Raw genomic sequence first — 16,852 nt, 5'->3', positions numbered from 1 at the left:
TTTATTCCTAAAATTTTATAGGACTTTTTGTCATAGAATCTGTAATTATTCTGTCTTTAAACTATCTTTTCCTATCCACATATATCCCTTTAATCGGGGAATATTCAATGATATTGCTAAGTCTGATGGAAGCTTGTTTTAACAAAGTAATTTTTTTTATCAGCTCATAATATTTTACTTCATCCGTACTGCTGTGTTGATCCAGTTCTTTCGCGGTTTCAGTAATCAGATAATCAATATATCTGTATTTATGCAGCAAAACATCACCCTGGATCTGATCTGCAACTTTATCTCCGTAATTCGGCGGATAAATATTTCTGGACGCCCAGTTTTCCAGCTCATCCAAAGGAATCAGCGCATCTACAACCTTTGTCGTAATTTCTTCATCCATAAAAGATACAAAAAAGTTTCCACTTCTCAACTCGTCTTTCTGAATTCCTTCTTTGACCTGATTGATAATAATCTCATTTCCTTTAACTAAAAATGTATACTGTTCCTCTTCAAAGTGATGAATAATTTCTTCAATAACTGTTATCTGATATTCTTCATTATTTTCATTTTTCCTTTTAAGAACAATATCTCCAAATGCTAACATATGCTCAACAAGTTTGTTCTCCATAAACAATACTTCAAACAAAAAAGGGTCTTCTTTTTCTTTATCCGGAGGAACAATCTCCAGCTTTGGAGCCGCTTTTTCCTTGTGTTGCTGCTGCTGGACATGATGGGTCTGATTCTGCGTAATCTGCTTCTGAACATCCAGCTCATTGAAAAGACTCTGTTCAGAAAGTCCAAATTTATTGGAAACCTCCTTCAGATATACTTCCCTTTTCAGTGCGTTCTGTACAAAGGAAACTGATTTTACGATATCACGAATTGCTTCCGCCTTTTTGATAGGATCATTTCCAACATCCCGCAACAGAATTTCCGCCTTAAAATCGATGAAATCCATCGCTTCATTTTCAATGTATTTTTCTACATATTCCTGCGGATGTTTTCTGGCAAAGGAATCCGGGTCATCACCATCAGGGAACAGCAAAACACGGATGTTCATCCCTTCTGTCAGCAACATGTCAATGCTTCTGAAGCTGGCTTTAATCCCTGCATTATCTCCATCAAAAAGAATCGTTACGTTTTCCGTAAGTCTCTTAATCAACTTAATCTGCTCAGTGGTAAGGGAAGTTCCGGAACTTGCTACAACGTTTTCAATTCCGGACATATGAAGTGAAATCACATCCATATATCCTTCCACCAAAAGACAGCCATTCTTTCTTGAAATGGCCTGCTTACTTTGGTTTAACCCGTAAAGAACATTGGATTTATGATAGATCTCCGTTTCCGGCGAGTTGAGATACTTTGCTGTTTTTACATTATTCTTAAGGATTCTCGCTCCAAAGCCCAAAACCCTTCCTGAGAAACTATGGATCGGGAAAATTACCCTTTCACGGAATCTATCAACACCTGCCGGAGTATTTTCAGGAAAAATAGAAAGCCCTGATTTTTCAAGAATCTCTTTAGTATAGCCTTTCTCTAAAGCATAAGCGGTAAATGCATTCTTTTGTTCTGGAGAATATCCAAGTTGGAACTTATTAATAATATCATCTTTAAGTTCTCTTTCTTTAAAGTAGGATAATCCTATACTTCTCCCCTCTTTGTTATCCCAAAGGATTTCCTGAAAATAAGTATTAGCTACTTCATGAATTTTAAACAACAGATCTTTTTCTGTCTGTGCATGTTTTGCTTCTTCAGAAATTTCACGCAGATCTTCTTCGATTTCAATTCCGTATTTTTTTGCGGCATGACGGAGAGCTTCGGGATAAGTGAAGTTTTCAATTTCCATTAAAAAGGATATCGCGGTTCCTCCTTTTCCAGTAGAGAAATCCTTCCAGATCTGCTTACTTGGCGAAACAACAAAACTGGGAGACTTTTCTTCATGAAAAGGACTGAGGCCTTTAAAGTTAGACCCCGCTCTTTTCAACTGCACATATTCACCTACAATCTCTTCCACCCTGATTGTGGAGAATATTTTATCTATGGTCTGCTTAGAAATCATGATGTAAAAATATGACATTTCTCTTCCTCTAACAAAAAAAGAAAGCCTTACAAAAGTTTTCTATAGAGTAATTTATTACCCTAAAATCCTCTAACCCCTTGATACACATACTTCAATAAAAAAGCCGGGAAACTCCCGGCTTAAAAGTATTTATAAACAAAATTATTTTTTTATGAATTTCAGACTCTCTTTTGTAGTACCATATTCTATATTAACAATATAGATACCCTTTTCCAAACCATTAGTATATTTACCAAAGTCTAAGCTATTTTCACCATTTACTTTTACAGTATATTGATTCAACAATTTAGAGGAGTAGTTATAAATTTTAACATTTACCTCTCCTGTAAGCACACCACTACTTATTAGTTTTGTATTATCACCAATAGGATTATCACCAATGGTAAATTGAGTTCTATTTTGAATATTTGCGGCTTTAGATTGAGTAACATTTCCGTTATTTGAAACAACAAAACCATTTATAATATTTCTTTTGATTCCATTCCCAAGATTAGCGGTTAGCTTTATAGAATAGACCCCATTCTGTTCACGATTTACATCTGCTACAAATTTATTGTTACGAAGCTCAAATTTCAAGTTCACTGGCTTTTCTTCAGATGTCATATTCATTCCTTTTAAATCCGATATCCAATAGGCTTCATTTTTAATTGAAACTTTTTGAAGTTCTTCAGAACTAAGGTTAGGAAAAGATATTTCCAGATAAGTTTTCTCATTATCTTTTTTAATTTTATACTCCATCGGACTGTCAATTCCATCATCAACCACAGCTATAAATTTAGAATTACTGTTTAGTTTAAGCTCTTTATTTCTTAAATTGAAGCCGTATGACAATAAATGGCTTTCAAAACCTCCACTCTTATCTAGAGTCCTATTACTTTTTACTTGGCTCAACATTTTTCCAGTAGCAGAATCTATAATATCTACAGAAGCATTTGCATCTTTGGTAATAATTTCAAAACGAACATTATTGACATTTTTTCCAAACTGTAAATTTTCCAGATCGTTATTTGAAATCAATTGATAGTTACTTACCACTTTAAATTCAGCCCTTTCCGGTTGTGATATTCTATTTGCCACACCATTATTGATAACTTGTCCATCCAAAACAGGTTTTATAGCATTATTCCAAACATAGACTCCTTCCATTATATCTATATGATTAATATATCCTCTAGGGTCAGTGTCAGTCATTAATTGCTTAGAACCCGGTCTTGTTGAGCTATAAAATGGTGTAACCCCGTCATTTTTCCCTCCTCCTAAAGCAAGAATTGCATTTCCTGCCGGAATAATTACGGGAGAAAGCAATCCTGTTACTCTGGTATATCCCCAAGCCCCCAGACTATAATATTTCTTAGGTTGGTTAAGTGAATGGTTATCCATGTAAGGTCTGAAATAAGTATCACAGTAAGAGGTAGTGGACAGTTGTGAACCTTGTCCCAATTGCAAAGCCTGCGTTATCCAGGTAAGTACCGGATAGTTAACAAAATCTGCAAGTTGAGTTCCTCTGTGGGGAGTACCTAAAGTAATCACTTTATCTACTTTATTTATTTTTTTATATTCCAATAGGGCAACATCTGAAGCCTTTCCCCCATTACTATGAGCTATAATAGTAATTGTATTGGCTCCAAAATAAGTCTCTACCTGATCAATTGCTCTGGACAATATTTTTCCGTTCTCCCAGTCTCCCAAAAACCTGCTGGTTGCTACAAAAGCCGTTTTATATCCGCCATTAAAAGCTTCTTTATACATTGAGTTTCCAATAAGTAAAGATTCAGTAGACCCTATAAAACCGTGGGTAAAAAGGATTGTTTTCCCGTTATAATTAGGCGGCGTAGTCCCATACAAAATATTTTTTTCCAGAAGACTATTAAGATAGTTTAAAGATAAAGCATTAGGCTTTGGTAAAATAGCAGAAGAAAGCTGCTGAGTAAAAAATTTACTAGAGAAAATAACCAGAAATAGTAACAAAATTTTTTTCATAGGATGTAATTTTTAATTATGTTTTTACTAAAATAACAAATCACTAAAACAATTAGATGAATCTATATAATCCTAATTCTTTAGAACGCAAAAGGTATTAAGCAAGACCAACACATCACTATAAAGTGATTTATAAATATCCGACCAAATTTAAAATAGCAATAATAAAATAACAAATAAAATTGACGAAAAATAAATTAAACACAATAAATCATACAAATAATTAAATTACCAATAAAAATATTCAACAAAAAGAATCTTATTCAGAATTATATAAAAAAAAAGCTATTCACTAACACCAATTTTGTTTATCATTTAGTATAAAACTCATCTTTTTTGAAACCTTCTGTTATTATCATAACCTGAGTTCGGGATAAGAAAGCAATAATAGCAACCTTGTAAGTTGTTAATAATGAATAATATATTATTCAATCATTAGTGTTTTATATCTTTATTCTATGAAATTTTATAAAAAATGAATTTAATATTTCTATTCTCGTCCATTTTCTATCCTGAAAACTAAGTGAATGGGCTAAAAAACAAGATAATTAAATATAAATATTTGATTTACTGTTATTTATACAAACTCCTTACCCCGAACTCAGGTTATCATATTAAAATCAGCTTATTTTTGACAGCTGTTTTACTTGGGATGAGTGTAATTAATTCTTAATTATCAATCTATCAAAGGGTTTTTAGGATTCAAAGATTTCTTCAAATGCAAAATTATTACGTGTAAATTTTACTATTTTTGTAACAAATCAGCCTATGCAATTCACTATACATACAATCGAAGACTGGCAGGAAGTTGTTGACACCATTCTTCCTCATTTAAAACATAATATTCTTTTGCTTAAAGGAAATTTAGGAGCAGGAAAAACTACTTTCACTCAGTTCTTACTAAAAAATCTGGGAAGTGAGGATGAAGTAAACTCTCCTACCTATTCTATCGTTAATGAATACAATACTTCAAAAGGGAAAGTTTTCCATTTCGATCTTTACCGCTTAAAAAACATTGAGGAAGTATATGATATTGGGATTGAAGAATATCTTGATAACTCTTTCCTATGCATTATTGAGTGGCCGGAAGTGTATGAAGAAGAGCTTTACGGGCTCAACTATCACACAATGAGTATTGTGAACACGGGTGAAAACAGAGAAGTTTCATTCGAGTAAATATTATGTATCTTTGCTTATTAATTCAGTATTAAAATAACAATCTGTAAGACATAATTTAATTTAAGGATGAGCACAAATATTTTTACTCCTTTCACAGAAGAAGAATTGATGCCGAAAGAGGAAAAATTGGAGGTTATAAAGAAGGGAAAACAGTTCAGCATTGGGATTCCCAAAGAAACCTGTCTCAACGAAAGGAGAACCTGCATTACTCCTGACGCCGTACAGGTGTTGGTAGAACATGGCCATGAGATCATTGTAGAATCAGGAGCCGGACAAGGTTCATTTTTTACAGATTTACAATATTCCGAATCCGGGGCAAAGATTACCAATGATCCGAAAGAAGCATTCGGTCAGGATCTGATCCTGAAAATCAATCCTCCTACTCTGGATGAAATTGACTTTATGAAACCTAATACGTATATGGTTTCAGCACTTCAGATCAACCTTAGAGATAAGGAGTATTTCCTTAAGCTTGCAGAGAAAAAAATAAATGCGATTGCCTTTGAATTTATCGTAGATGAATACAAACAGCTGGCGTTGGTAAGATTAATCGGTGAAATTGCAGGAACCGTTTCTATTTTATATGCTTCAGAATTATTAGCCCTATCCAATGGTTTAATGCTTGGAGGAATTACGGGAGTAAGACCTGCTGAAGTAGTTATTCTTGGAGCTGGGATTGTAGGTGAATTTGCTACAAAGGCAGCCATCGGCTTAGGAGCAAGTGTAAAAGTCTTCGACAACTCTTTATCAAAATTAAGAAGGCTTCACACCATGGTAGACAGCCGTGTTCCGACTTCCGTTATCGATCCTAAAGAGCTCAGCAAAAGCTTAAGACGTGCTGATGTAGTGATCGGAGCCCTTCCAAGATTAAATATGACGCCCATTGTGACTGAAGATATGGTCATGAAAATGAAAAAAGGCAGTGTCATCATCGATATTACCATAGACAACGGTAAGGTTATTGAAACGTCAGAGCTTACTACCATGGAAGATCCTTATGTGATCAAACATGGGGTAATCCATTGCGGGCTTCCGAACCTTACATCAAGAATGCCGAGAACCACTACCAAGGCTATCTCCAATTTCTTCCTTTCCTATATTTTAAATTATGACGAAGAGGGCGGCTTTGAAAACATGCTGATCCGAAAAAATGAAATGAAGCAGAGCTTATATATGTACAAAGGAAGACATACCAAAAAGATCATCTGTGACCGTTTCGGACTTACGTACCACGATATCAATCTTTTAATTTTCTAAATGAAAAAACTTAAATTTTATGCAATAGGCTTCCTTCCGGGGCTAGTTATCGTATTTTTTATATTAAACAAAAAAGGCGCAAGCTGCAGCGGTTATTTACCTAACAGCCGCGTAATTGCCGAAACACTTTCTAAAGAATTTCAATATTCAGAAGAATTTCATAATGAAATGATTTTAAATAATATTGATGAAAAGTTTTTAAAAGACAGCATCATTACTAACGGAAAAGTAGATTTTGATCGCAGCCATGCACAAAAGAAACCTTGCCCGGATTATCTTATCACCTATCCTGAAAAAAATCCGAGGTTCGAAATTCATTTCGATAAATGTGAAGATCACGCAGGTTTTATTAGTTTAAAAAAACTTAAATAGTTTTCAAAAACAAGCTATGGAAGGCAATTACTACATGATTCATGATTATCTGATATTCATCGGAGTTTTTGCCATTTTTCTTTTTCTGGCAGCCAGTATCTATCTCTTCAGCCAAAATCAAAAGCTGAAACAGCGAAATACCAAGCTTTCAGAATCCAATAAAATTATTGAGCAAAGGCTGAATGAGGTTCGTTTGGAGCATATCGGAACAAAGCTGAATCCACATCTGTTTAAAAACATTCTGAATTCTGTTCAGTCTCACGCTTACCAGACCTATATGTCTCTGGATAAGCTGGCTAATGTACTGGATTATATTTTATACGAAAGCAACAATAAATATGTAAGTCCAAAAGAAGAGTTAAACTTCGCTTTAAGCCTTATTGAGATCAATAAAATTAAAGTGAATCCTCTCTTCGACTTTAGAATAAAATTCAAGATCAATAAATCGGATTCTCTATATGAGGAGAAGGTTTTTGCCCCTCTTATCTCCGTTGATCTTATCGAAAACGCTTTTAAACATACAGATTTTCTGGCTCAGGATTCTTTTATTTCTATTTTCATGGAACTTGAAAACCGGACATTCACCATGAAAGTGAGCAATAAAGCTTCCTTAAAGAATAATCTGGAAAAGGAAAAAAGTGGTTTTGGAAGCCAGTCTTTAGATCAGCGATTAAAAATGATCTATAATACCCACTATCAGGTTGAAAAAAGTTCAAAAAACGGTATCTTCACTGCAGAATTAAAAATCAATTTAGGAGAATTCTATGATAAAATGCGTTATTCTGGATGATGAATTATTAGCCATCAGCTATTTAAAACTTTTATGTGAACAGATTGATGACGTAGAAGTTGTAAAGGCTTTCAATGATCCTAAAACCTTCCTGAACGAGATTAATTCCCTTGACTGCAACCTTTGTATTCTGGATATTGAGATGCCTGGAATGACAGGACTTCAAGTGGCAGAAATCATCTCCGGTTCCAAAAAAATCATCTTCACCACAGCCTATAAAGAATACGCAGCTGAAGCTTTTGACCTCAACGTAGTAGATTATGTAAGAAAGCCGATCAAAAAAGAACGATTGGTGCAGGCTTTTGAAAAAGCAAAAGAACAAATCAGCACAATTCAGAAGAAAACCTTTATCGAATGGAATAGCAATATTGGTAAAACCGTTATTTTAACGGAACAAATCGCTTACATTAAAACATCTGAAATAGACAGCCGCGATAAGGATATTATGCTCAATGACGGAACTACCATTGTTTTAAAGAATCTTAATTTTAAAAGCCTTCTGGAAATGTTGCCCACTAAGGATTTTGCACAGGTTAATAAAAAAGAGATCATTGCATTATCTTTCATTAAAGTATTAGGAACCAACGAAATTATCACCACTATTTCTACCGAAGATGATCATTTTCTTAAGCTTCAGATTGGTGATGCTTACAAAAATTCACTAATGGAGCTGTTTACAAAATAATACAGATAATTTCCCCTGTTTCCTACAATCAGTAATATCTGCTACCCAATTATTTATATATGTTCTTCTGTCTTGAAACAAAAGAACAAAAATTCAAGACCTGGAACCTTCCGCTAAAAATTAAATCTGTTCTCTAAAAACTCTGAACCCGTACGCTAGCAATCTATTTTATTATCAATAAGTAATCCTAGACAGTTTTCTTAACGTTCACAGACTTCATTTTCTTAACGCTCAAGTTTCCTAAGCCAAATTCAGGAAGACATTTCAATATCAGGATTTTTATTACATTTTTTACTGTATTCATTACATTTAAAAAACAAACTATTTTAATCTCAGTTTATTCTTATCAACTTTGCATCAAAATAATAGGAATCATGAATTTGGGGAAATATAAAAATATTATATTTTACATCAGTACAATTGCATTTTTTTCATGCCTAATGTATTGGTTTTTTGTAGAGGGTAAAACTCTGGAAGTTGGGGAGAATATTACTCCCAGCAAAGCTACAGGTTCTACGATGTGGGAAAATTTTGTTGATTCATTTCTGATAAACCTTCATCATCCGCTAGCTCTTCTTCTTGCACAGATCGTCACCATTATTTTAGTTGCCAAACTTTTCGGATGGATCTGCATAAAGCTGAAACAGCCCTCTGTAATTGGTGAAATGATTGCTGGTATTGTTTTGGGACCATCACTTTTCGGATTATATTTCCCTGAGCTTTCGGCATTTATTTTCCCTAAAGAATCGTTGCCTAACTTACAGTTTTTAAGCCAGATCGGACTTATCCTGTTTATGTATATTGTTGGAATGGAACTGGATCTGAGTGTTTTACGAAAAAAAGCACATGATGCCGTTGTTATAAGCCATGCCAGCATTATCATTCCATTTGCATTAGGTGTAGGGCTTTCTTATTTCATTTATAAAGAATTTGCACCGGAAGGAATTCAGTTCAGTTCATTCGCCTTATTTATAGCCATTGCCATGAGTATTACAGCATTTCCTGTATTGGCAAGGATTGTTCAGGAACGAAATCTTCACAAAACGAAAATAGGCACCGTCGTGATTACCTGTGCTGCAGCTGATGATATTACAGCCTGGTGTATTTTAGCTGCTGTGATTGCGATTGTAAAGGCTGGATCTTTTTCAGGATCGGTATTTGTTATTCTGATGGCTATCCTGTATGTTTATATCATGATCAAAGCTGTAAGACCTTTCTTAAACAGAATCGCTGAGTCTCAAAAGGGAAAAGGCTTTATCAATAAAGGATTGGTTGCTATATTCTTTCTTGTATTGATTATTTCATCATATGCAACCGAAGTTATTGGGATTCATGCGCTTTTCGGGGCGTTTATGGCAGGAGCTATTATGCCTGAGAATGTAAAATTCCGAAACCTTTTTATAGAGAAAGTAGAAGATGTTGCATTAGTTCTGTTACTTCCTCTTTTCTTTGTATTTACAGGATTGAGAACCCAAATTGGGCTCCTCAACGATCCTCACCTTTGGAAAATCGGGGGCCTTATCATACTTACCGCGGTCACCGGAAAATTTGTAGGAAGTGCACTCACCGCAAAATTCCTGAATATAAGCTGGAAAGACAGTCTCACGATAGGAGCACTTATGAATACGAGAGGGCTTACAGAACTTATTGTACTTAATATCGGATACGATCTTGGAGTATTAGGCCCGGAATTATTTGCATTGCTTGTAATTATGGCTTTATTTACCACTTTTATGACAGGTCCATGTCTGGATTTTATTAATTATCTTTTCAAAGGGAAAGAGTCCATGATTGAAGAAGAGCCTGAAGATGATGATACCAAATACAGGGTTCTTCTATCTTTTGAAACGGCAAAATCAGGAAGTAAACTTCTTAGACTGGCCGATAATTTCACTCATAAAATGAATGGAAACAAAAGTGTAACCGCTATGAATATTGCTCCTGTTGATGAACTACATGCTTTTGATATCGAAAATTTTGAGAAAGAACAGTTTAAAAATGTAATAGAAACTTCCCAGGAACTTAAACTGGAAGTCACTACCCTCTTTAAAGCTTCTACAGATGTAGAAAGTGATCTGACGAATATTACCAATAAAGGAAATTATGACCTTCTTCTGATTATGCTTGGAAAATCTATGTATGAAGGCAGTTTATTAGGCCGATTATTAGGGTTTACTACCAAAATCATCAATCCTGAAAAATTATTAAACACGGTAAAAGGCAAAGGAAATATTTTTAACAACTCTCCTTTTGATGACCTTACGCTGCAGGTTTTGGACAAGGCTACCATTCCGGTGGGTGTTCTTGTAGAAAAAGACTTTACTACTGCTGACAGGGTATTTGTTCCGATTTTCAACCTGAGCGATTTTTACCTTCTGGAATACGCAAAAAGGCTGATTAACAATAATAATTCTCAAATCATTATTCTGGATGCTGCAGGACAGATCCGTAACAATATTGAGGTAAAAGAACTGATCCGAAGCATTGAACAGGTAGCTCCTAATCATATCACCTTATATAACGAGAAAAGAATTGAAAAAGAGTTCCTGAATTCCCAGGATCTGATGCTCATCAGCAGCAAAAGCTGGAAAAACCTGATCGATACGAAGAGTCTTTGGCTCTCCGATATTCCTTCAACATTAATCATATCAAATCCGTAACACCGATATTTTCTATTTCTATAAGAAGCTGTAAATATTATTCGTTGTCTGTAAAGAAAAAACGGGTATATTTATGGCTTCATTTTTTTTGAATATGCTGGTTAACAATGAAAACGGAACGTTGGAACTGAAGGATTTCGGTACACAACTGTACAAGGGGATGCTGCTGGATCAGCTGAAACAAACTGATTTTTATAAGGAGAAATATCACAATAGGTGGGATGTGAAAACCGGATATTTTTGGTATTATTTTAAAGAGGTGGAAATAGAAGGTCATGAGCTTTCTCTCAGCCTCTGCTTTTGGGGAGATCGGCTGCACAGCATTCACATGAATACATGGAAAAGCACTGATGCGAAAGACTGGAATGAATGGACCGAGGAAAGGGAGATGCAGGTATTTTACCGAAATAATAAATTTTTGACTTTAATTTTGGGAATGCCTCCAACCCGGAAAAAGAAAACACCCTATCCAAGCTGTACTTTCACTTTTTCATGGGGAAAGGTATGGTCAGTTTATGATCCTCGAAGTGCCAGCAGTTTTATGGGAATCAGTTATGACGAGAAGACATAATGAATAACTAAAAAACAACATTAGCCACTGGTAAACAACTGATTAAAATTAATCAGAATAAAAAAACATATAAAAACCCACACTTTTTATTGCATTTATTATATAAGTTTAAAAATTTTATTATATATTTAAAAAAAACTTAATAACCTTAATGATTACTATATCCAAAAAGACTTTTGAGGGTAAACATTGGGACTATTTTATTCTGATATGCAGAGTTTTGCTTGCATGGCAATTCTTGTCTTTTGGATATGCTAAATTTTTCGATGACGGACAATTTGGTATTTCTCCTGAGGAATTAAATAAGCCCATCAAAGATCTCAGCCTTTTCAAGGTGATGTGGTATCTTTTTGACCACAATCCGTTTAAAACAATCATTGGAATTTGTCAGGTACTATGTGGAGCGCTTCTTCTTTATAAGAAAACCGTTATCATAGGAGCTCTTTTTTTCCTGCCCATTGCCTTTAATATTTTAATCATGGATATTACTTTTATGGATTCATCTATGGTTAATGGTTTTGCATCAAGACTTAGCTATTATATTATTCTTGATTTTCTCATCCTTTTATATTACAGAGACAGAATGCTTATTGTTTTTAAAGCAATTACAAGCAATATGACTAATAAATTCAGTCATCCTTTCGGAATGTATCTGATTTCTCCGGTATTAGCTGTTCTTTTAAGCTTAGTACCTGTCATTCCTGTCGTTCTGTTTTATCTTGTAGCCGAACCGGATGAAATGATACACTCTCTCGGCCATGCCTGGAAAGGGCTCACTAAAGCAACTCAACATTTTTTAAAATAAAATTACTATGAAAAATTCAAACAAAAAATTGACAATCTCAAAAAAGAATGTACAAAACTTAAGCAAAAACAACCTTTTTGAAATAAAAGGAGGTAAAGCCATCGACATGGATGGGAATGTAGGATTGTTTACTGCTGGATGTTCAGACGGTTGTATGTCTAAATTTATGCATACTCACCTGCTAAACTGTTCAAAAGCAAACTGTACTGCAGATTGTGGTAACTGCTAATTAAACAATTGATCTCTTTTGTCATCTCCAATTTAAAAATATTATGTCCTCAAAGCAATATACTCCATTTCATTACACAATATTGAGAACTCCCGTTCTTTCACCTGATGATTTAAACAGCTTTTATGCAACATCAGATGTCATTGAAAATATTTCCTGTAATGAGACAGTAATGGATGCTATTAAGCTGTCGTCATTAAATTTTTATCATGAGATGACAAAAGAGTTTTCAAAAAAAAATGCTGAGCAAAAAGAAAAACTTGAAATTTCATTATATAAATATCTTTCACGATATACTACAAGACCCACTCCTTTCGGTCTGTTTTCCGGTTTAGGTTCCCTTAAAAATTCATCGGAATCTTCTGCAACAAAAATAACATGGAACCATTCCTATCCGGTATTGAGATTTGACTCGGAATACCTTTACAAAATAGTAAATTCACTGGAAAAACATGATACCTATCTCACCAATAATACATGGTATGAAATTTTTGATGAGTACAAATTCCTTCAGTGTTACACAGGAATTATCGGAAGAGATTATCGCTTAATAACGATAGAAAAAGATGAATCTATAGGTTCTATTACAAGATTTTGTAAACATGAAAGAACTCCCGAAGAAATCATCAGTTTTATTCAAACTGAAAATGACGTTACACAGGAAGAAGCAGAAGAATTTTTCCATGAACTTACGGACGAACAAATACTCAATCCGTCTCAGTCTTATTCCGGAAGTGAAACACAACATATCATCAATTTCCTCGATAAAAATATTGAGAATTCAGAATTTCATGAACTAAAAAAGTATATCGACCGATGTAATACACAAAAAAAAGTAGCTGAAATTCTTTCAATTCCTGAACATAAAAAAGTTCCTTTACATATTGACCTTTTTTTTGAGACCTCAGATACCATGCCTAAAAGGTTTTTGGAGGACATTCAAAAAAGTGATTCTATTTTTGAAAGATTCAGTACTCTGGAAAATCAGACTCCTTACAGAATCGTCAGTTTTAAGAAGAGTTTTATTAAAAAATATGACCAGCAGGAAGTAAGTTTATTACACGCTTTGGACATTGAATTTGGTGTAGGATACGGAAAATTTGCTAACTCCGAAAATGTAGATGCTGGCAATCTGATTCTGGCATGGCCAAAAGAAAATATGCAGGAGGAAAATATCACCCTCAATCAAAAAGAGGTTCAATATTCTTACCCTATTCTGAACTGTCTTAAAAATAAAAAAACAAGCATTGACCTTAATGAGCTGGGACAAAATTACGAAATTTTTCTCCCGGAAAAGGTCAGTGAATTCTTCCCTTTCAAATCTTATAAAGCATCTATATTTCTAGATCAAAATACAGGTAACCCTGTTTATTTTATTGACTATATTTCATTTCATTCACCAAGAAAAATTCTGGGGCGTTTTTCCAACCAGAAAGACATTGCCCACACAATGGATGAAATTGATGAGCAGGAAAAAAAATATTATGATGAAGATACCATCATTGCTGAAATTGTACATCTTCCGTCTGAAAAAATCGGAAATGTAATAGAAAGAAAAATCAATACAGAATATTATATCGGATATATTGACGAAATCAGCGGCAAAAAGAAAATAGAACTAAGCGATCTGTATGTTTCTGTTGTGAACGATCAGGTGGTTCTGCGGTCAAAATCCCTGGGTAAAAAAGTACTTCCTGTATTTTCCAATGCCTATAATATTATGCATCCTACGAACAGTCCTGTTTTTGAATTCCTTCTCGATTTTCAGGCTCAGTATAACAGCAGTCTATTAATTAATGAGGATTCATTATTAAATCTTTTTAAATTTTTCCCGAGATTACAAAAAGGAAATTTCATTGTCAAGAAAGCAACCTGGCAGATCGAATATCATGACTTCTTTGAAAATAAAAAGACAAGTATTTCAGAGGCTCTTACCCATTTTGATAAAAACCTTGATACGCTTAATATACAGGGCAACTTTTTCATTTCAGAAGGAGACAATGAATTATATATCCTTTTAAATCAGGAAATATCAAGAAAAACTTTCTTAACACAGCTCAAGAAGAAGCAAAAATTAAAAATAACGGAATCTCTTTCGGATCAATTTACTCCTGTAACCTTTAATACAGAAGGAAAAATGATCAATAACGAATTTTTATTGTTTTTTAAAAACGAAAAATTTGAACAGAAATATGAAATCAAACGTGCGCAGGTAGAACATTCTGCGGTTTCAAGATCTTTGTTTCCCGAGGTTGATGACTGTATTTATTTAAAAATTTACACCGGGAAAGTATTTTCCGATCTTTTGATCTGTGAAATGGTAGGAATTCTTGGTTTTCTGCAATCCAATAAACTCATAGAGCACTTTTTCTATATAAAGTACTATGATCCCGATTTCCACTTGAGATTCAGGATTTTTGCTCCTTTAAGCAACCATATGGAAATCAAATCTCACCTCAATGCTTTGCTTAAAAAGTATCTGGGTGAAAAAATACACAAAATTTCATATGATACTTATGAAAGAGAAATTGAGCGATATGATGGTGATAAAACTCCGGTTTTTGAAAAAATATTCTTTTATGACTCATTGATTTCTGCTTCCATTATCGAAAAAAATATTGAAGAGGCCAATACAGATATTTTATGGATGTATCCTATACAGCATATCTTTTTTTACTTCAGTCTGTTCAATCTCAGTACGGAAAATCAGCTACAATTTGTAAGCGGAGTAAAAAACAGTCTTGCACGCGAATTTAATATGTCGCCATTAAAAACTTCATTTATAAATGCGAAATATAAAGCTTTTTCTGATGAAATAGAACGGATCATCAATGAGACAGATGGAATACTTTCTCCTGTTCATATAAAATTCCGTAATGATATTCAGAAAGACCTTCCGGCAATAACGGATGAGAATACACTCGGAAATCTTGCCAATATCATCCATATGCATATCATACGGGTTGTGAGAAGCGACAACAGACTGCACGAGTATTTAATCTACTGCCTCATTGAAAAAATATTAAAAAAACAATTTTTCAGCTTAAAAAACAATGTCAATACTTCATCACATATATAAAAACATATTAAACTACGAACACCAGCATATAGGGCTTATGAACGGAGCCTGTTCAGAGTTGATATTTCTTCATCATTATTTTAGCGCTTATCCTGAGTTATACGATCAGGCTGCCGAACAAAAAATAGCTGGATATCGAGATCTTATTTTCAATGATATTGAAAATGAAAGAATTGATCTTTCCTATGCTTCAGGATTGGCAGGAGTACTCTCCTGTTCATACTATCTGGAAAACTCTCAATGGTGTGCTCTTGATTTTCTGGATTTTGAAGATATCGGTAATGTAATGCTGGAACAGGCTATAGAAGAATTTGAAAACGACAACTTTGATTTTTTTTATGGAGGAAATGGTCTCCTGATGCCCTTTCTAAATAATCGATTGGATATCCGAGAACTTGATAAAGATCTTTTGCATATCCTTAAGGAAACCATCGTTCGTAAAAAGACAGATCTATTCTGGCAAAGTCCTAAAAATAAGGAAGACAACATTTCAAATTTTGGTATTTCCCATGGCTTTCTGCCCAACCTTTTTCTTTTGGCCTGCATAGCAGATTCCGACAAGGATATTTCTTTTATCAAAAAAACGGCATCAGAGTTCTTAGCTTATGCATCAGAGGAAAATACTGAATCTGTGTTTCCTTCTGTCATTGAAGGCAGTAAAGAAAATTCAAAGTACGCATCACGCCTTGCCTGGTGCTATGGAGACCTTGGCATAGCCTGTATTCTTTATAAAATAGGTGAATTGATTAAGGATAAAAGTCTACAGGATAAAGCACTGGAAATACTTTTAAAAACTACCCTGAGAAAGCATGACGATTCCAGTAAGGTAACCGATGCTTCGGTTTGCCACGGGAGTGCCGGCATTTCTTCGATATACCATTCATTTTATGACCAAACCGGAAATATTCTGTTTAAAGAAGCCGGTGATTACTGGCAAGAAATTACAAAATCTTATTATTCTCCCAAAGATCAACAATGCTGTTTTCTATATAAATCAGCGGATGAATATGTCTATAATATAGGGCTTTTAGAAGGCCTTTCCGGCATAGGATTATCTCTTTTGCCTAATAAAGACTGGTCTTCTTTATTTTTAATCCGATAAAAAAAATAAATCTTCCTTAATTAATAATTAGTTCATTAAAAACTCATGAAAATTTATATTTTTACAACAATA

13 protein-coding genes are annotated in these 16,852 nt (G+C 34.1%); 11 read left to right on the top strand and 2 right to left on the bottom strand.

Annotated features, from left to right (window positions below; translation table 11 throughout):
* Positions 1–61: 61 nt before the first annotated feature.
* Together dnaG and DRF65_RS19790 are read right to left on the bottom strand one after the other, a co-directional pair.
* Positions 62–2,050, bottom strand: coding sequence for a DNA primase (dnaG, locus tag DRF65_RS19795; RefSeq protein WP_115972475.1), 1,989 nt, complete (start codon positions 2,048–2,050; stop codon positions 62–64).
* Between the two features lie 162 nt (positions 2,051–2,212).
* On the bottom strand, positions 2,213–4,051 hold the full coding sequence (locus DRF65_RS19790) for a PGAP1-like alpha/beta domain-containing protein (protein ID WP_115972474.1): 1,839 nt from the start codon (positions 4,049–4,051) through the stop codon (positions 2,213–2,215).
* Between the two features lie 768 nt (positions 4,052–4,819).
* On the opposite strand from DRF65_RS19790, the gene tsaE reads away from it, so the two are divergent.
* The 11 genes from tsaE to DRF65_RS19735 all read left to right on the top strand — a co-directional run bounded on the left by tsaE (position 4,820) and on the right by DRF65_RS19735 (position 16,780).
* Positions 4,820–5,227 (top strand): tRNA (adenosine(37)-N6)-threonylcarbamoyltransferase complex ATPase subunit type 1 TsaE, encoded by a 408-nt coding sequence (gene tsaE, locus DRF65_RS19785; RefSeq protein ID WP_115972473.1) that lies wholly within the window; start codon positions 4,820–4,822, stop codon positions 5,225–5,227.
* Between the two features lie 69 nt (positions 5,228–5,296).
* Entirely contained in the window at positions 5,297–6,487 is a 1,191-nt protein-coding gene (locus tag DRF65_RS19780; RefSeq protein WP_115972472.1) for an alanine dehydrogenase, read from the top strand.
* Positions 6,488–6,859, top strand: a complete 372-nt coding sequence (locus DRF65_RS19775; protein WP_115972471.1) for a hypothetical protein — start codon at positions 6,488–6,490, stop codon at positions 6,857–6,859. It abuts the gene before it with no gap.
* A gap of 16 nt (positions 6,860–6,875) precedes the next feature.
* Positions 6,876–7,649, top strand: a complete 774-nt coding sequence (locus tag DRF65_RS19770) for a histidine kinase (protein WP_115972470.1) — start codon at positions 6,876–6,878, stop codon at positions 7,647–7,649.
* Positions 7,624–8,334 carry a LytR/AlgR family response regulator transcription factor gene (locus DRF65_RS19765; protein WP_115972469.1) on the top strand — a complete coding sequence of 237 codons (711 nt, stop codon included), beginning with the start codon at positions 7,624–7,626 and terminating at the stop codon, positions 8,332–8,334. Before DRF65_RS19770 ends, DRF65_RS19765 begins: the two co-directional genes overlap by 26 nt.
* Before the next feature lie 374 nt (positions 8,335–8,708).
* A complete protein-coding gene (locus DRF65_RS19760; protein ID WP_228438823.1) occupies positions 8,709–10,994 on the top strand; it encodes a cation:proton antiporter in 2,286 nt (761 codons plus the stop codon).
* A gap of 73 nt (positions 10,995–11,067) precedes the next feature.
* Entirely contained in the window at positions 11,068–11,565 is a 498-nt protein-coding gene (locus DRF65_RS19755) for a hypothetical protein (RefSeq protein WP_228438821.1), read from the top strand.
* A gap of 151 nt (positions 11,566–11,716) precedes the next feature.
* Entirely contained in the window at positions 11,717–12,370 is a 654-nt protein-coding gene (locus DRF65_RS19750) for a hypothetical protein (protein ID WP_115972468.1), read from the top strand.
* Positions 12,371–12,377: 7 nt separating this feature from the next.
* A complete protein-coding gene (locus tag DRF65_RS19745) occupies positions 12,378–12,599 on the top strand; it encodes a class I lanthipeptide (protein WP_115972467.1) in 222 nt (73 codons plus the stop codon).
* 43 nt (positions 12,600–12,642) lie between these two features.
* The gene (locus DRF65_RS19740; protein WP_115972466.1) at positions 12,643–15,678 is read left to right on the top strand and encodes a lantibiotic dehydratase; all 3,036 of its coding nucleotides are present in this window, start codon (positions 12,643–12,645) and stop codon (positions 15,676–15,678) included.
* Positions 15,653–16,780, top strand: a complete 1,128-nt coding sequence (locus DRF65_RS19735) for a lanthionine synthetase LanC family protein (protein ID WP_115972465.1) — start codon at positions 15,653–15,655, stop codon at positions 16,778–16,780. The genes DRF65_RS19740 and DRF65_RS19735 overlap by 26 nt, the downstream gene beginning before the upstream one ends.
* Positions 16,781–16,852 lie beyond the last annotated feature (72 nt).

This window comes from Chryseobacterium pennae (assembly GCF_003385515.1).
Taxonomy (GTDB): Bacteria; Bacteroidota; Bacteroidia; order Flavobacteriales; family Weeksellaceae; genus Chryseobacterium; species Chryseobacterium pennae.
The sequence above is the reverse complement of the archived record's forward strand: the minus strand, read 5'-3'. Positions and strand labels throughout refer to the sequence as shown.